This window comes from Enterobacter sp. RIT637 (assembly GCF_019718755.1).
GTDB lineage: Bacteria > Pseudomonadota > Gammaproteobacteria > Enterobacterales > Enterobacteriaceae > Enterobacter.
The window spans coordinates 91,056-107,938 of the sequence record NZ_JAIHAZ010000006.1 but is presented as its reverse complement, the minus strand read 5'-3'; the positions used below and the strand labels follow the sequence as shown (position 1 = coordinate 107,938).

General features: G+C 57.5%; 17 protein-coding genes and 4 tRNA genes. 14 read left to right on the top strand and 7 right to left on the bottom strand.

The annotated features are described in order from the left end of the window. Positions 1–71 precede the first annotated feature (71 nt). Entirely contained in the window at positions 72–1,586 is a 1,515-nt protein-coding gene (gene norR / locus K5E19_RS11685; RefSeq protein ID WP_221551333.1) for a nitric oxide reductase transcriptional regulator NorR, read from the top strand. Here the strand turns inward: norR and gutQ are convergent. From gutQ to srlA, 7 genes are all read right to left on the bottom strand, one after another. Further along, positions 1,583–2,548, bottom strand: coding sequence for an arabinose-5-phosphate isomerase GutQ (gene gutQ, locus K5E19_RS11680; RefSeq protein ID WP_029742068.1), 966 nt, complete (start codon positions 2,546–2,548; stop codon positions 1,583–1,585). The genes norR and gutQ overlap by 4 nt on opposite strands. Then, on the bottom strand, positions 2,541–3,314 hold the full coding sequence (locus K5E19_RS11675) for a DNA-binding transcriptional repressor (protein ID WP_032660362.1): 774 nt from the start codon (positions 3,312–3,314) through the stop codon (positions 2,541–2,543). The genes gutQ and K5E19_RS11675 overlap by 8 nt, the downstream gene beginning before the upstream one ends. Before the next feature lie 63 nt (positions 3,315–3,377). Continuing rightward, positions 3,378–3,737 carry a transcriptional regulator GutM gene (gene gutM, locus K5E19_RS11670; protein WP_045286053.1) on the bottom strand — a complete coding sequence of 120 codons (360 nt, stop codon included), beginning with the start codon at positions 3,735–3,737 and terminating at the stop codon, positions 3,378–3,380. Positions 3,738–3,830: 93 nt separating this feature from the next. Further along, complete coding sequence (gene srlD, locus K5E19_RS11665; RefSeq protein WP_029742071.1) at positions 3,831–4,610, bottom strand: sorbitol-6-phosphate dehydrogenase; 780 nt, start codon at positions 4,608–4,610, stop codon at positions 3,831–3,833. 14 nt (positions 4,611–4,624) lie between these two features. Next, positions 4,625–4,987 carry a PTS glucitol/sorbitol transporter subunit IIA gene (gene srlB / locus K5E19_RS11660; protein WP_008499554.1) on the bottom strand — a complete coding sequence of 121 codons (363 nt, stop codon included), beginning with the start codon at positions 4,985–4,987 and terminating at the stop codon, positions 4,625–4,627. A 12-nt stretch (positions 4,988–4,999) separates the two neighbouring features. Beyond that, positions 5,000–5,959, bottom strand: a complete 960-nt coding sequence (locus K5E19_RS11655; protein WP_063144185.1) for a PTS glucitol/sorbitol transporter subunit IIB — start codon at positions 5,957–5,959, stop codon at positions 5,000–5,002. Beyond that, positions 5,956–6,519 (bottom strand): PTS glucitol/sorbitol transporter subunit IIC, encoded by a 564-nt coding sequence (gene srlA / locus K5E19_RS11650; RefSeq protein WP_023333189.1) that lies wholly within the window; start codon positions 6,517–6,519, stop codon positions 5,956–5,958. Before srlA ends, K5E19_RS11655 begins: the two co-directional genes overlap by 4 nt. A gap of 253 nt (positions 6,520–6,772) precedes the next feature. Between srlA and mltB the strand changes: the two genes are divergently transcribed. From mltB to K5E19_RS11585, 13 genes are all read left to right on the top strand, one after another. Then, a complete protein-coding gene (gene mltB, locus K5E19_RS11645) occupies positions 6,773–7,873 on the top strand; it encodes a lytic murein transglycosylase B (protein WP_221551332.1) in 1,101 nt (366 codons plus the stop codon). 313 nt (positions 7,874–8,186) lie between these two features. Next, positions 8,187–8,840, top strand: coding sequence for a metal ABC transporter ATP-binding protein (locus K5E19_RS11640; protein ID WP_221551331.1), 654 nt, complete (start codon positions 8,187–8,189; stop codon positions 8,838–8,840). Beyond that, on the top strand, positions 8,837–9,697 hold the full coding sequence (locus K5E19_RS11635) for a metal ABC transporter permease (RefSeq protein WP_221551330.1): 861 nt from the start codon (positions 8,837–8,839) through the stop codon (positions 9,695–9,697). Before K5E19_RS11640 ends, K5E19_RS11635 begins: the two co-directional genes overlap by 4 nt. Before the next feature lie 14 nt (positions 9,698–9,711). Next, positions 9,712–10,590, top strand: coding sequence for a metal ABC transporter substrate-binding protein (locus K5E19_RS11630; protein WP_221551450.1), 879 nt, complete (start codon positions 9,712–9,714; stop codon positions 10,588–10,590). Between the two features lie 129 nt (positions 10,591–10,719). Further along, positions 10,720–11,217: a nicotinamide-nucleotide amidase gene (pncC, locus tag K5E19_RS11625; protein WP_221551329.1), complete on the top strand. Its 498-nt coding sequence runs from the start codon at positions 10,720–10,722 to the stop codon at positions 11,215–11,217. 89 nt (positions 11,218–11,306) lie between these two features. Next, positions 11,307–12,365, top strand: coding sequence for a recombinase RecA (gene recA / locus K5E19_RS11620; RefSeq protein WP_028014189.1), 1,059 nt, complete (start codon positions 11,307–11,309; stop codon positions 12,363–12,365). A 68-nt stretch (positions 12,366–12,433) separates the two neighbouring features. Continuing rightward, on the top strand, positions 12,434–12,934 hold the full coding sequence (gene recX / locus K5E19_RS11615) for a recombination regulator RecX (protein ID WP_221551328.1): 501 nt from the start codon (positions 12,434–12,436) through the stop codon (positions 12,932–12,934). Between the two features lie 131 nt (positions 12,935–13,065). Continuing rightward, a complete protein-coding gene (gene alaS / locus K5E19_RS11610; protein WP_221551327.1) occupies positions 13,066–15,693 on the top strand; it encodes an alanine--tRNA ligase in 2,628 nt (875 codons plus the stop codon). Positions 15,694–15,934: 241 nt separating this feature from the next. Further along, positions 15,935–16,120: a carbon storage regulator CsrA gene (csrA, locus tag K5E19_RS11605; RefSeq protein WP_000906486.1), complete on the top strand. Its 186-nt coding sequence runs from the start codon at positions 15,935–15,937 to the stop codon at positions 16,118–16,120. A 342-nt stretch (positions 16,121–16,462) separates the two neighbouring features. Continuing rightward, positions 16,463–16,555: transfer RNA gene (locus tag K5E19_RS11600), tRNA-Ser, on the top strand. A gap of 4 nt (positions 16,556–16,559) precedes the next feature. Then, positions 16,560–16,636 (top strand) — tRNA-Arg (locus tag K5E19_RS11595). A 64-nt stretch (positions 16,637–16,700) separates the two neighbouring features. Continuing rightward, positions 16,701–16,777 (top strand) — tRNA-Arg (locus tag K5E19_RS11590). A 28-nt stretch (positions 16,778–16,805) separates the two neighbouring features. After that, a tRNA-Arg gene (locus K5E19_RS11585) sits at positions 16,806–16,882 on the top strand. Position 16,883: the final 1 nt, after the last annotated feature.

Below are 16,883 nucleotides of genomic sequence, written 5' to 3'. Positions count from 1 at the left end.
GTAGTCATTTTGACTATCAAAAGCAGTGTCAATATGACAATATGTATTGTCAAAATGACAGCGAGGTCAATATGAGCTTTTCCGTGGACGTGCTGGCGAAGATCGCCATTGAGCTGCAAACCGGTATCGGCCATCAGGACCGCTTTCAGCGGCTGATCTCCACGCTGCGCCACGTGCTTGAGTGCGATGCGTCCGCGCTGCTGCGCTACGAAGGGCGGCAGTTTATTCCGCTGGCTATCGATGGGCTGGCGAAGGACGTGCTCGGGCGGCGCTTCACCCTGGAAGGCCATCCGCGTCTGGAAACCATCGCCCGGGCGGGTGACGTGGTGCGTTTCCCGGCGGACAGCGACTTGCCCGACCCGTACGACGGGTTGATTCCCGGACAGGAGAGCCTGAAGGTACACGCCTGTATCGGCCTGCCGCTGTTTGCCGGACAAAACCTGATTGGCGCCCTGACCCTCGACGGCCTGTCGTCGGACCAGTTCGACACCTTTAGCGACGAAGAGCTGCGCCTGATTGCCGCCCTGGCCGCCGGGGCGCTGAACAATGCCCTGCTGATTGAACAGCTCGAGAGCCAGAACATTCTTCCCGGCAGCCCGGCGGCGTTTGAGCAGGTGACGCACACGGAGATGATCGGCCTTTCTCCGGGTATGGCGCAGCTCAAAAAAGAGATTGAGATTGTTGCCGCCTCAGATTTGAACGTGCTGATCTTCGGGGAAACCGGCACCGGTAAGGAGCTTGTCGCGAAGTCCATTCACGAAGCTTCGCCGCGTGCGGTGAACCCGCTGGTGTACCTCAATTGCGCCGCGCTGCCTGAAAGCGTGGCGGAAAGCGAGCTGTTTGGTCACGTTAAGGGAGCGTTTACCGGGGCCATCAGCAACCGCAGCGGCAAGTTCGAAATGGCCGATAACGGCACGCTGTTTCTGGATGAAATCGGCGAGCTGTCCCTGTCGCTGCAGGCCAAGCTGCTGCGCGTATTGCAGTACGGCGACATCCAGCGCGTGGGGGATGACCGCAGTCACCGAGTGGACGTGCGCGTGCTGGCGGCCACCAACCGCGACCTGCGTGAAGCGGTGCTGGCCGGGCAGTTCCGCGCTGACCTGTTTCATCGCCTGAGCGTGTTCCCGCTTACCGTGCCGCCGCTGCGCGAGCGCGGGGACGACGTGGTGCTGCTGGCGGGCTTTTTCTGCGAGCAGTGCCGTCTCAGGATGGGGCTTTCCCGCGTGGTGCTGAGCCCGGGAGCGAGGTCGCATCTGCTGAGCTATGGCTGGCCGGGCAACGTGCGCGAGCTGGAGCATGCGATCCACCGCGCGGTGGTGCTGGCGCGGGCGACGCGTTCGGGTGACGAGGTGGTGATCCACGCGCGGCATTTTGCGCTGCAGGATGAAAGCGCACCGGCTGTTGCGCAGGCTGCGCCAGAGATAGCGAATGAAAATCTGCGTGAAGCCACGGAGGCGTTTCAGCGTCAGAGGATTACCCGCGCGCTGGAGCAGAATAACCGCAGCTGGGCGGCGTGCGCGCGGGCGCTGGAGATGGACGTCGCCAACCTGCACAGGCTGGCGAAGCGTCTGGGGCTGAAGGGTTAGATAATGCCGGCCTGATAGAAATCCTGCAGGTTGATGGCGCCGCATAGCCTGCCGGCGTCATCCACCACCGGTGCGGCGGTGATTTTGCGCTTCATCAGCACCTCTTTGGCTTCAATGGCGCGGCTCTCGGCGTTCAGCGTCAGCCCGCCTTTGGTCATGGCGTCCGACACGTTGGTTTCCAGCCTGCCGCCGCCCACCAGCCAGCGGCGCAGGTCGCCGTCGGTGAACACGCCCTTGACGCTCCCGTTGTCATCGCACACCGCTACCAGCCCCAGACCGGTGCGGCTCAGCTCCAGCATTGCATCCATGACGCTGGTATCGAGTTTGACCTGCGGAATGGCATCGTCGGTGCGCATCAGGTGGTGAACCTTGTTGAGGAGGCGTGCGCCGAGCGCACCCGCCGGATGCGAACGGGCGAAATCTTCTTCGTTAAAGCCGCGCGCCTGCATCACCGCCATTGCCAGCGCGTCGCCCATCATCAGGGTGTTAACGGTGCTGGAGGTCGGAGCGAGGTGCATCGGACAGGCTTCACGCTCAACGGAAATATCCAGCGTCGCTTTGGCTGCCAGCGCCAGCGGCGAGCGGGATTTGCCGGTCATCGCCAGCAGGGCGACCGATTTTTCCTGCAGGCGCGGAATAATCAGGTCCAGCTCTTTGGCCGAACCGGAGTAGGAGATAAACAGCATCACGTCGCGGCTTTCAATCATCCCCAGATCGCCGTGCAGCGCCTCAGCAGGATGCACGAAGAACGCCGGGGTGCCGGTGCTGGCGAGCGTCGCGGCAATCTTTTTGCCGATATGGCCGGATTTACCGATGCCCGCCACGATCACTTTACCTTCGCAGTGGATAATGGTGTTGGCGGCGCGGACAAAATCCTCGCCCAGACGTTCCGGCAGGCGGCTGGCTTCCTGCAGTTCCAGCATCAGCGTCTGGCGGCCCGTTTCTAACAGAAAATCACTCATCTCTTTCTCCGGTTACGATCACGTCGATACCTTTCTCTTCCAGCGCTTTCTTGAACGCCGGGTCGATACCCGCGTCGGTAATCAGCTTATCAACGCTTTCAAGGCTACAGACAATGTTGGGGCTTTTGCGGCCAAACTTCGACGAGTCTGCCATCAAAATGACTTCCCGCGCGGCGTTGCACATCGCTTTACTGACGCTGAATACCTCGTTGAAGGTCGTCACGCCCGCGTTCAGGTCGATGCCGTCGGTGCCCATAAACAGTTTATCAAAGCTGAAGTGCTCGAAGGCATTCTCCGCCAGCTGGCCGTGAAACGACGCCGATTTTTTGCGGAAGGTGCCGCCGGGCATCAGGATGGTCTGCTCGCTGTCGAACTCCGACAGAGCGTTGACGATGTGCAGGCTGTTGGTCATCACCGTGATGTTGTTAAAGCGGCTGAGCAGCGGGATCATCTGCAGGACGGTACTGCCTGCATCCAGAATGATGGAATCGCCATCGTGGATAAATTTGACGGCAGCTTCGGCAATTAGCGCTTTCTGGTGGGTATTGATCAGCGTTTTGTGATCGATAGGCGGGTCGGCTTCGTCTTTATTGAGCACCACGCCGCCGTAGGTTCGAATGACGGCGCCAGAGTTTTCGAGCAATACCAGGTCCTTGCGTATTGTCGTGCCGGTGGTGTCAAAGTAGTGGGCCAGATCCTCTACCGAACATTTTCCCTGCTTTTGCAGATGTTCGAGAATGGCCGCCTGCCGCTGACGAGGTTTCATAGGCGCTTCGTTCCTTAGGTTGCGAAATGATAATTTCGCAAGTCTATAGCTTTCACAACGAAATTATCCATGTTTCAGATTAAGCGCTAATGATAGTGCATTCTGACAGAGTGGATCATGGGGAAAGATCACATCAGGCCGTAATTCCTGCAGCGAAATGCCGTTGATTGCCTGGATTTTCACCGGACGGGCGAAGACGGTCATGCCGCGCATGATCAGGGAATCGCAGACATTATTGTTTTCATCCAGCGCAACGGCGACGACCACGCGCGGTTTGAAGCGTCCGCCGGAACGTCCGACCCCGACGCGACCTTTCTGGCACAGCGCGTCAAAGGCGCGGTTAAACTGGTGGATCTGCCAGCCGCCAAACGCCATCTGGCAAATCCAGGCGAGGGCGGCGACGGTGATGAGTGCGGTTACCATATTTCACTCCTTAATTGCCGGGTGGCGGCTGCGCCTTACCCGGCCTACGGGGTTTTGTAGCCCCGGTAAGCGCAGCGCCACCGGGGAGTGTACTCAGAACATGACCTGCCCGCCGGTGACGTTAATCGACTGCCCGGTGCAGTACGAGGCTTTCGGGCTGGCGTAAAACAGCAGCATGTTCAGCACGTCCTGATAATCGCACCCGCGCTTCAGCGGCACTTTATCGATGTAGTACTGCTCCACTTCCTCAGCCTTGATGCCGAGCTTGGTGGCGTACTGCGGCAACAGGGACTGGAACATCGGCGATTTCAGCAGGTTGCCCAGCATCAGCGAATGCACGGTAATGCCGTACTCGGCCAGATCCAGCGCCAGAGACTGCGTCAGCCCCACGCCGCCAAACTTCGCCGCGCTGTAGCCGGAGTTATGCTTGCTGCCCACTTTCCCTGATTTGGAGTTGATCTGAATGATGCGCCCCTGAATGCCGTCGCGGATCATCAGACGGGAAAACTCGCGGGCGCAGAGGAAATAGCCCACCAGATTCACCTGCAGCGAACGGTCAAAGTCTCCCAGTTCGAAATCGCTGATAAAGGCCGCTTTCGCAATCCCCGCGCTGTAGACCAGCAGGTCGGTACGTCCAAAAATCTCGTCCACGCCGCGAGCCAGCGCCATCACGCTCTGCTCGCTGGTGGCGTCGGCACCAAACCCGTAGGCCGTCCCTTCACCAAACTCGGTGTTGAGGGTATCCGCCACGCGGGCGGCTTTTTCACTCTGAATGTCCACTACCGCCACGCGGTAACCCTCTGCGGCAAGCCCACGGCAGAGGAACTCGCCTAAGGTTTGTCCTCCACCAATGACAACGGCAACCTGACTCATGTGTTTCTCCTTAATTACGCAACAAATTTTAACGTGCAGCCTGGGGTGACAGCCTGCGGAACCGGGCCCGCCACGTGAACCGTGCCGGGATACTCGGCCTGAGGCTGGCCGTCGAAACGCAGGGTGATGTGTCCCAGCTCGCGCAGGTTTTGCTCGGCCACGTCGCCGACGGCGGTGACGGCATAGCGCGCCTCGCCCAGCTCCAGCTGGCTTCCTGCCTTCAGCTCACCGTTCAGCTCGCCGTGGCAGTGGATAAAACAAAACTCTTCGATATCCGCCGGGGCGCCTTCGCGGAAGGTGATCAGCATCTGGTCGCTCAGCGCGTCGGCCGCGCTCTGGCCGATGCGGGTAATGGTGGTCTGGTAAATGACGGTCATCGCAGGAACCTCTTATTGATAAATAAAGCCGGAGACAAACCAGGCAATCAGCACCGTCGGCGCGCCCGTCAGGAAGCGGCTGACCAGCACGGACGGCACGCCCACGCGCACGGTGTCCTGGCGCGCTTCGGCCAGCGACAGCCCAACGGGGATGAAATCGCACGCCGCCTGGGCGTTAATGGCAAACAGCGCGGGCAGGGCGAGGTGCGGAGGAATGTTCCCCAGACCAATCTGCACGCCAATCAGCACGCCGATGACCTGGGCAATCACCGCGCCCGGGCCGAGGAACGGCGACAGCAGCGGGAAGGAGCAGATCAGCGCCAGCGTCACCAGCCCCAGTGGGTGGCTGGCGAGCGGGGCGAGGCCGTGGGCAATCCAGTCGCCCAGGCCGGACGCCATGATGATGCCGATCAGTGCCGAGACGAACGCCATAAATGGCAGGATGGTTTTCAGCACCGTGTCGATGGTGTCGCGCCCGGACTGGAACAGCACCGCCACGGCGGAACCCATGCCCATCCCGACCTTCGCCAGCAGGCCGTCGCTCTGCTCGGTGATTTTCTTACTGGTGTCGTACTCGCGCGGGGCCGCTTTTTGCGGCGCGGGAGTCCCATTCACCAGCGTGATGTTGTCCTCCTTCACGCCCGAGACATAAATGTCCTCAAGGATGTACTGCGCCAGCGGGCCGGATTTTCCGGTGGAGTGAATATTCACCGTCGGGATACGGCGCTTCGGATAGATACCGCAGCGCAGCGTGCCGCCGCAGTCGATCACCGCCACGCCGATTTCCGCTTCCGGCGGTTCGCCTTCCTTGAAGCCGTCGACCGCTTCCCAGCCGGTCAGCTCGCGCAGCCTGTCGACGATCGCCGGGCGCGTCCCTGCGGTGATGTAGACGATCTTTTTGCCTTCGGTGGCGTCGAACTCCAGCGGGCCGCCCCAGCCGCCCGTGCCTTTCTCAATGCGGATCCGGTTCATGCTGTGGCTCCTGAAAGATGGACTTTTTGTTCAAGCTGGATGCCCATTTTTTTCTCAAAAATGGCGGTGGTGAGGTCAGTCACCCAGCCGCGGAAGAAGTTGGTGACCAGGCCGACCAGCAGATAGCTCACCGCCAGCGGGCCGAGCGGCAGGCCAAGGGTGGTAAGGCCGCTGGCGATCCCGAGATAGACAAACAGCTCGCCGGGGTTGATGTGCGGGAACAGGCCGTTCATGGAATGGCAGCTGTAGGAGGCGGCGGCGTAATAGCTCGGCTTGTACTTTTCCGGCATGAATCGACCGAGGCTTAAGGTCATCGGGTTACAGAACACGAAGGTACCGATGAACGGCAGTACCAGGTAACGGGACAGCGGATTCCCGGCGCAGCGCTGGGCGAAGCGTTCAATGCGCTGCTGGCCGATAAAGTTGATCAGCGCGTTCATGATCACCAGCAGGCTGATCAGCAGGGGCAGGATCCCGGTCACCATTCCGGTGAACACTTCTCCGCCTTTCTGAAACAGCCCGATGAACCACTCGGCGCCGTGGGTGATGGTTTCTATCATTCTTCTCTCCTGTGGGGCTTTTTTGTTTTTGTCTGACTGCGGTTAATAATAATCACTTTGAAAGGTTTTAAAGTGTTAGTGAGATCTCACAATGAAAGAAAAATGGATTATTTTGAAAGTTTATTGATGGTGTGAATGATTTTCGGTGGAAAAAAGCGCGGATTTGCGTGGGGGAAGTGCGTACCGCTTCCTTGAGGTGTTGCGGATGCTTTACCATACTGGGTTCTTATCGAACCCGTTAAATGGATGTCTCATGTTCAAGCGTCGTTATGCAGCGCTGTTGCCTGCGCTTATTCTGCTGTCTGCCTGTAGTAGCAAACCTAAGACCGAAGCCGTTCAGCAAACGGCGGGCGCGCCTTCCGGAGGATTCCTGCTGGAGCCGCAGCACAATATGATGCAGATGGGCGGCGATTTCGCGAATAACCCGGCGGCCGAACAGTTCATCGATAAAATGGTGAGCAAACACGGCTTTGACCGTCAGCAGCTGCACGAAATTTTGTCTCAGGCCAAGCGTCTGGACTACGTGCTGCGCCTGATGGACCGACAGGCACCGACGGCCCAGGTACCGAGCGGGCCGAACGGCGCGTGGCTGCGCTATCGCAAACAGTTTATTACCCCGGACAACGTGCAAAACGGCGTGGTGTTCTGGAATCAGTATGAAGATGCGCTCAACCGCGCCTGGCAGACCTACGGCGTACCGCCGGAAATCATCGTTGGGATTATCGGCGTGGAAACCCGCTGGGGCCGCGTGATGGGTAAAACCCGCATCCTCGACGCGCTGGCGACGCTCTCCTTTAACTATCCGCGCCGCGCCGAGTATTTCTCTTCCGAGCTGGAAACCTTCCTGCTGATGGCGCGCAGCGAGCAGGACGATCCGCTCGATCTGAAAGGGTCGTTTGCCGGTGCGATGGGCTACGGCCAGTTTATGCCATCCTCCTATAAGCAATATGCCGTCGACTTTAACGGGGATGGTCACATCAACCTGTGGGATCCGGTGGATGCCATCGGCAGCGTGGCGAACTACTTCAAAGCACACGGCTGGACGCCGGGTGGGCAAGTTGCAGTGCAGGCAAACGGCGAGGCGTTTGGTCTGGAAAACGGCTTCAAAACCAAATACAGCGTCGCACAGCTGACGGCGGCAGGCTTAACGCCGACGCAGCCGCTGGGCAATGTCGATCAGGTGAGCCTCCTGCGTCTGGATGTGGGTACCGGTTATCAGTACTGGTACGGCATGCCGAACTTCTACACCATCACCCGCTATAACCACAGCACCCACTATGCAATGGCGGTGTGGCAGCTGGGGCTGGCGGTGTCGCAGGCCCGCGTGCCGGCGGCGTCACCGTTTAGTCAGTAAGACGCTCTGACGGGTAGGCCGGGTAAGGCAACGCCGCCACCCGGCATGGCTGCACGCACCGTGCGGCCTGATCCCCTCACCCTGACCCTCTCCCACGGGAGAGGGAAATTCCGCAGAAACATTTCGCCACACTCCCTTTTCAAACCCGCCATTTACATCTTAACCGCCTTTCATTATTGTTATGTTATAACATTTAATGTGGTGTCGACATGTCAACGTCCCTGTTTTCTCTCTCTGCTCTGGTTCGGCTTTTGCTGGCGCTGGTGCTTGTTGTCTTTATCGGGCTGGCCGTGCGCTGGGCGGTGGCACTGCCATGATCGTGATGAACGAACTGGTCGCGGGCTACGACCGCCAGCCTGTTACGCGTCCTCTTTCAGGTGTCATTGAACGGGGGAGCATGACCGCCATTATCGGCGCTAACGGCTGCGGGAAATCCACGCTGCTGAAAACGCTGGCGGGGTTTATTCCTCCCGTCAGCGGCGGCTTCCGCTGGCAGGGTAAGCACCCGGTAATCGGCTGGCTGGCACAGCGTCACGCGCTGGAGGCGCAGTTTCCGCTGACCGTACAGGACGTGGTGAGCATGGGCTGCTGGCCGCGCATATCGCTTTTTTCCGGGTTTCGTCGCGAGACGCGGTTGCGGATTGCCAGCGCGCTTGAGCGCGTCGGGCTGGAATCCATGGCGTTATCCACCATCGATGAACTCTCCGGCGGTCAGTTTCAGCGCATGCTGTTTGCCCGCGTGTTAGTGCAGCAGGCGCCGCTGGTGATGCTGGATGAACCCTTTACTGGCGTCGATGAAGCCACCTGCAACGTGCTGATGGACCTGATGCTGGAGATGTATATGCAGGGGCAAACCCTGCTCGCGGTTTTACACGACAGCGAGCGCGTGTCGCGCCACTTCCCGCAAACCCTACGGTTGGATGCTGACGTTCCCCAATGGAAAACCGAGCGGGTGAGGGTGGCATGATCTGGCATACATTTTTCCAGCCGTTTATCGAATACGGCTTTATGCGCCGCGCGCTGGTAGTTTGCCTGGCGCTCTCCGTCAGCACCACCGCGCTCGGCGTGTTTCTTCAGCTGCGTCGGATGAGCCTGATGGGGGATGCGCTTTCTCACGCCATTTTGCCGGGTGTTGCCGTGGGGTATTTGCTCAGCGGTATGTCGCTGCTGGCGATGAGCATCGGCGGCTTTATTGCCGGAATTACCGTGGCGCTGGTGGCCGGTCTGGTCAGTCGCCGCACGCCGCTCAAAGAAGATGCCAGCTTTGCCGGGTTTTATCTTGGCTCGCTGGCACTGGGCGTCACGCTGGTCTCGCTGCGCGGCTCAAACGTCGATCTGCTGCATCTGCTGTTTGGCTCCATTCTCGCCGTGGACAACGACGCCGCGCTGTTCGTCACCGGCGTTTGCATTTTCACTCTTATCACGCTGGCGATTTTCTATCGCGGGATGGTGACAGAGGCCTTTGATACCGCCTGGCTGCAGGTGAATGCTCGCGGGCTACCTGGCGTATTGCACGGACTGTTTCTGGCGCTGCTGGTGCTTAACCTGGTGGCCGGGTTTCAGGTGCTTGGCACGCTGATGGCCGTCGGGCTGATGATGCTCCCCGCGGTGGCCGCACGCTGCTGGGTACGCACGTTACCTGGGTTGTTATTGATGGCGGGCATCAGCGGTATTTTCTGTGCGTGGCTCGGGCTAAGCCTCTCCTGGGCGGCGAGTTTGCCTGCGGGGCCATCCATCGTGCTCACCGCCAGCGCGCTGTTCTTTATCTCTGTTTTATTTGGTACGCGCAGCAGGCTGGCTGGCAGCCTGCGGGCGCTTTTTTAACGCAAGGGGAAATGATGAAACGTACAGGATTTGTAGTGGCGCTCGCGCTGGGGATGATGTCGCACGGCGTGATGGCGAAAACGCTGAATGTGGTCACCAGCTTTTCGATACTGGGGGATATCACGCAGGAGGTAGGCGGTGACCACGTGAAAGTGACAACGCTGGTCGGGCCGGACGGCGATCCGCATACCTTCGAACCGTCACCGAAAGACAGCGCGGCGCTGAATAAGGCTGATGTGGTGGTGGTCAACGGTCTGGGGCTGGAGGGCTGGCTTGACCGTCTGGTAAAAGCCTCCGGATTTAAAGGCCAACTGGTGGTGGCGTCGACCGGGGTGAAAACCCACACGCTTGAGGAAGAGGGCAAAACCGTGACCGATCCGCACGCGTGGAACAGCGCGGCGAACGGGGCGCTGTATGCACAAAATATTCTGGATGGGCTGGTGAAAGCTGACCCGCAAGATAAAGCTGCGCTGGAAGCCTCCGGAAAAACGTATATTGCGCAGCTCAACCAGCTGGATAGCTGGGCCAAAACGCGTTTTAGCGCGATTCCGAAGGATAAGCGCAAGGTGCTGACCAGCCATGACGCGTTCGGCTATTTCAGCCGCGCCTACGGCGTGACGTTTATGGCCCCGCAGGGGCTGTCGTCAGAGAGCGAGGCCAGCGCGGCGCAGGTGGTTGAGATCATTAATCAGATTAAAGCTGACGGTGTAAAAACCTGGTTTATGGAAAACCAGCTTGACCCGCGACTGGTGAAACAGATTGCCAGCGCCACGGGGGCGCAGCCGGGCGGCGAACTCTACCCGGAAGCGCTGTCGTCAAAAGGCGGCGTAGCGGACACCTACGTTAAGGCGTTTCGTCACAATGTCGATACGATTGCGAACAGCATGAAATAACATGCCCTGAGCCGGTGCGCCTGCATCGGCTTTTTTCTGAAGCCCCCTCGTAAAACCGCAAGCTCATCCCCATATCTGACGAGAAAGTGCTATCTTGTGCAGCACGTTTTTCCGAAGCCTGGAGCCAGAATGACTGACCATGAATTGATGCAGCTTAGCGAGATCGTTGGCCTTGCGCTGAAGCAGCGTGGCGCGACAATCACCACTGCGGAATCCTGCACCGGCGGCTGGGTGGCGAAAGCGATTACCGATATCGCCGGCAGTTCCGCCTGGTTTGAACGCGGTTTTGTGACCTACAGTAACGAAGCTAAAGCACAGATGATTGGCGTGCGTGAATCGACGCTCGAACAGCATGGTGCGGTGAGCGAACCGGTGGTGATTGAGATGGCCATTGGCGCGCTGAAAGAGGCGCGGGCAGATTATGCCATTTCCATTAGCGGCATTGCGGGCCCGGACGGCGGCAGCGACGTGAAGCCTGTCGGCACCGTCTGGTTTGGTTTTGCCACCGCCAAAGGCGAGGGGATCACCCGCCGGGAGTGCTTCAGCGGCGACCGCGAAAGCGTACGTCGGCAGGCAACGGAATACGCATTGAAAACGCTCTGGCAACAATTTCTACAAAATACTTGATACTGTATGACCATACAGTATAATTGCACCAACAGAACAGAAATCCACGGTGAAGCGCAGTCGCTTCTCCCGGCATGACAGGAGTAATAATGGCTATCGACGAGAACAAACAGAAAGCGTTGGCGGCAGCACTGGGCCAGATCGAAAAGCAATTCGGTAAAGGCTCCATCATGCGCCTGGGTGAAGACCGTTCCATGGATGTGGAAACTATCTCCACCGGTTCGCTTTCTCTGGATATCGCACTGGGCGCTGGCGGTTTGCCAATGGGCCGTATCGTAGAAATCTACGGACCGGAATCCTCGGGTAAAACCACCCTGACCCTGCAGGTTGTTGCAGCGGCGCAGCGCGAAGGTAAAACCTGTGCGTTTATCGATGCCGAGCACGCGCTGGACCCTGTCTATGCCCGTAAACTGGGTGTTGATATCGACAACCTGCTGTGTTCCCAGCCGGACACCGGCGAGCAGGCACTGGAAATTTGTGACGCGCTGGCGCGTTCTGGTGCGGTTGACGTGATCATCGTCGACTCCGTTGCGGCGCTGACGCCAAAAGCGGAAATCGAAGGTGAAATCGGTGACTCTCACATGGGCCTCGCGGCACGTATGATGAGCCAGGCGATGCGTAAGCTGGCGGGTAACCTGAAGCAGTCCAACACGCTGCTGATCTTCATCAACCAGATCCGTATGAAAATTGGTGTGATGTTCGGTAACCCGGAAACCACTACCGGTGGTAACGCACTGAAATTCTACGCCTCTGTCCGTCTGGATATCCGCCGTATCGGCGCGGTGAAAGAGGGCGAGAACGTGGTCGGTAGCGAAACCCGCGTGAAGGTTGTGAAGAACAAAATCGCCGCGCCGTTTAAACAGGCTGAGTTCCAGATCCTCTACGGTGAAGGTATCAACTTCCTCGGCGAGCTGGTTGACCTGGGCGTGAAAGAGAAGCTGATTGAAAAAGCGGGCGCATGGTATAGCTACAACGGTGACAAGATTGGTCAGGGTAAAGCGAATGCTATCTCCTGGCTGAAAGAGAACCCGGCTGCAGCGAAAGAGATTGAGAAGAAAGTGCGTGAGCTTCTGCTGAACAACCAGGACTCCAAACCTGATTTCGTGGTGGATGCCGCGGATGCTGAAGAAACCAACGAAGACTTTTAAGTCTCTCGTGTAAAGATGAAGGGCTGCTGATGCGGCCCTTTTTGCATTTCTGAATCTGCAGGTTTTTTATGAGTGAATCCCCATCACGTCGACCCGCCTACGCACGACTGCTCGATCGCGCGGTGCGCATCCTTGCCGTGCGTGACCACAGCGAACAAGAGCTGCGGCGAAAACTGTCCGCACCCGTAATGAGCAAAAATGGGCCGGAAGACATTGATGCTTCAGCAGAAGATTACGAACGCGTGATTGCCTGGTGCTATGAGCATCACTATCTTGACGACGAGCGCTTTGCTTCCCGCTTTCTCGCCAGCCGTGGCCGCAAAGGCTACGGCCCTGCGCGCATCCGCCAGGAGCTGAACCAGAAAGGGGTGGCCCGGGAATCCATCGAGAAAGCGATGCGCGAATGCGATACCGACTGGTGCGAGCTGGCAAGAGAACAGGCGGTTCGTAAATACGGCGAACCGCTGCCGCGTGAATTTTCAGAAAAAGTCAAAATCCAGCGCTTTTTGCTCTACCGCGGCTTCCTGATGGAAGATATTCAGGATATCTGGCGTAATTTTGCCGATTGAACGCATGCGGGATTTTACTTCCCACTAAAGAAAACTTATCTTATTCCCACTTTTTCCAGTAGCTGGTCTGTCCAACGGTTTACCGATACAGGCTTGCTACGACATTTCGTTAGCTTGATTTCAGGATAATTATGAGCAAGAGCACCGCTGAGATCCGTCAGGCGTTTCTCGATTTTTTCCATAGTAAGGGACACCAGGTTGTTGCCAGCAGCTCCCTGGTACCGAACAATGACCCGACTTTACTGTTTACCAACGCCGGGATGAACCAGTTCAAGGATGTGTTCCTTGGTCTCGACAAGCGTAATTATTCCCGCGCCACAACCTCACAGCGTTGCGTGCGTGCGGGCGGTAAACACAACGATCTGGAAAACGTCGGTTACACTGCGCGCCACCATACGTTCTTCGAAATGCTGGGTAACTTCAGCTTCGGCGACTACTTCAAACACGATGCCATCCAGTACGCATGGGAACTGCTGACCGGTGAAAACTGGTTCAACCTGCCGAAAGAGCGTCTGTGGGTTACCGTTTACGAAACCGATGACGAAGCGTTCGAAATCTGGGAAAAAGAAGTCGGTATCCCGCGCGAGCGTATTATTCGCATTGGCGATAACAAAGGCGCACCTTATGCGTCTGACAACTTCTGGCAGATGGGTGATACCGGTCCTTGCGGTCCGTGTACCGAGATCTTCTACGATCACGGCGACCACATCTGGGGCGGCCCTCCGGGAAGCGCTGAAGAAGATGGCGACCGCTACATTGAGATCTGGAACATCGTCTTCATGCAGTTCAACCGTCAGGCCGACGGTACCATGGAGCCGCTGCCGAAGCCGTCCGTTGATACCGGTATGGGTCTGGAGCGTATTGCCGCTGTACTGCAGCATGTTAACTCCAACTATGACATCGACCTGTTCAGCACGCTGATCAAGTCCGTCGCGGAAGTAACCGGTGCGACCGACCTCAGCAACAAATCTCTGCGCGTTATCGCAGACCACATTCGTTCTTGTGCGTTCCTGATTGCCGACGGCGTTATCCCGTCGAATGAAAACCGTGGCTACGTGCTGCGTCGTATCATTCGTCGTGCCATCCGTCACGGCAACATGCTGGGCGCGAAGGACACCTTCTTCTATAAACTCGTTGGGCCACTGATTGGCGTGATGGGTGCTGCCGGTGACGAACTGAAACGCCAGCAGTCTCAGGTTGAGCAGGTTCTGAAAACCGAAGAAGAGCAGTTTGCTCGTACGCTGGAGCGCGGTCTGGCGCTGCTGGACGAGGAGCTGGCGAAGCTTAAGGGCGACACGCTGGATGGCGAAACCGCTTTCCGCCTGTACGACACCTACGGCTTCCCGGTTGACCTGACGGCGGACGTTTGCCGCGAGCGCAATATCAAAGTTGACGAAGCGGGCTTCGAAGCCGCGATGGAAGAGCAGCGCCGTCGTGCGCGTGAATCCAGCGGTTTTGGCGCAGACTATAACGCGATGATCCGCGTTGATAGTGCGTCTGAATTCAAAGGCTATGACGCACTGGAACTGACCGGCAAAGTGACCGCTCTGTTTGTTGACGGTAAAGCCGTAGACAGCATCAGCGCGGGTCAGGATGCGGTTGTCATTCTGGACAAAACGCCGTTCTACGCGGAATCCGGCGGCCAGGTTGGCGATAAAGGCGAACTGAAAGGCAACGGCTTTAGCTTCAGCGTCAGCGACACGCAGAAATACGGTCAGGCGATTGGTCACCAGGGCAAACTGGTTTCCGGTTCTCTGAAAGTGGGCGAGGGCGTACAGGCTAACGTGGATGAAGCTCGTCGCGCGCGCATTCGTCTGAACCACTCTGCAACCCACCTGATGCACGCTGCCCTGCGTGATGTGCTGGGTACCCACGTTGCACAGAAAGGTTCTCTGGTTAACGACAAAGTGCTGCGTTTCGACTTCTCGCATTTTGAAGCGATGAAACCGTCTGAAATCCGCGCGGTGGAAGATCTGGTGAACGCGCAGATCCGTCGTAACCTGCCAATCGAGACCCACATCATGGAGCTCGAGGACGCGAAGAAAAAAGGTGCGATGGCGCTGTTTGGTGAGAAATATGACGAACGCGTTCGTGTGCTGAGCATGGGCGACTTCTCTACCGAGCTGTGCGGCGGTACGCACGCATCGCGCACCGGTGACATCGGCCTGTTCCGCATTGTTTCCGAATCAGGTACGGCGGCAGGCGTGCGTCGTATTGAAGCGGTGACCGGTGAAGGCGCAATCGCCAGCCTGCATGCGCAGAGCGATCAGCTGCACGACATCGCGCAACTGCTGAAAGGCGATAGCCAGAACCTGGGCGAGAAAGTGCGCGTTGCGCTGGATCGCACGCGTCAGCTGGAAAAAGAGCTGCAGCAGCTGAAAGAGCAGGCTGCGGCGCAGGAGAGTGCAAACCTCTCCAGCAAGGCTGTAGACATTAAGGGCGTCAAACTGCTGGTCAGCGATCTGGCGGGCGTTGAGCCTAAGATGCTGCGTACTATGGTCGACGATCTCAAGAACCAGCTTGGTTCTACCGTTATCGTGCTGGCGACGGTGGCAGAAGGTAAGGTTTCTCTGATTGCGGGCGTCTCTAAGGATGTGACCGACCGCGTTAAAGCAGGGGAACTGATTGGTATGGTCGCCCAGCAGGTGGGCGGCAAGGGTGGCGGTCGTCCGGACATGGCGCAAGCCGGTGGTACGGATGCGGCGGCACTTCCTGCGGCATTGGCCAGCGTTGAAAGCTGGGTAAGCGCGAAACTGTAATAACTACAAAGCACAAGCAGACGCCATAGCGGTAACGTTATGGCGTCTTGTTCACTGCGCTATCGATAACGATAAAGTCAGGTTGAGTTTGTGTATATCGGCTAAACTTACGTTTAACAGAATGTGATGCCGTGACTGCTTACACTTTACGTGTTTGTCATCGCTTACTTTTTGGCGTTATATGATGGATAATGCCGGGATACAAGAGACCCGACTCTTTTAATCTTTCAAGGAGCAAAGAATGCTGATTCTGACTCGTCGAGTTGGTGAGACCCTCATGATTGGGGATGAGGTCACCGTGACAGTTTTAGGGGTAAAGGGTAACCAGGTACGTATTGGTGTTAACGCTCCTAAAGAAGTATCTGTCCACCGTGAAGAGATCTACCAGCGTATCCAGGCTGAAAAATCCCAGCAGTCCAGTTACTGATATTGTCGCGTCTCGCTGTCGGGCGAGACGCAACCCTCCTGCTATTTTTCCTGCATAAAGTTACCGTTCTATTTCAATCGCTCTGTTTTTGACCACTCCCTCACTCTTATCTCGCCCTGACTGCATGTTTCTCACAAGAGTTTTCTGTGAAGATGACTGCAAAATCCGCTTATAAAACACCCTCTTTGCGGCTTTTACATGCGAATTGCCTGCGATTTGTCCAAACGATAAAAGGTTGTGGAAAATTGTTTGACTTATAAGTCCCAGAAAGTAATATATGCGCCACGCAGCGACGAGAAGCTCTTAACGAGTTACTCGGAGCACTCGAAAGAGGCGTTGTGTGGTGAGGTGGCCGAGAGGCTGAAGGCGCTCCCCTGCTAAGGGAGTATGCGGTCAAAAGCTGCATCCGGGGTTCGAATCCCCGCCTCACCGCCATTTTGCATCCGTAGCTCAGCTGGATAGAGTACTCGGCTACGAACCGAGCGGTCGGAGGTTCGAATCCTCCCGGATGCACCATCTATTACTTCATATTGCTTTCGAAGTGATATGAATATCGAGCAGTACAGTAGTAAATCCCGATGCATCCGTAGCTCAGCTGGATAGAGTACTCGGCTACGAACCGAGCGGTCGGAGGTTCGAATCCTCCCGGATGCACCATTTACTATTTCTGAAGCAGTTCCCTGATGCATCCGTAGCTCAGCTGGATAGAGTACTCGGCTACGAACCGAGCGGTCGGAGGTTCGAATCCTCCCGGATGCACCAT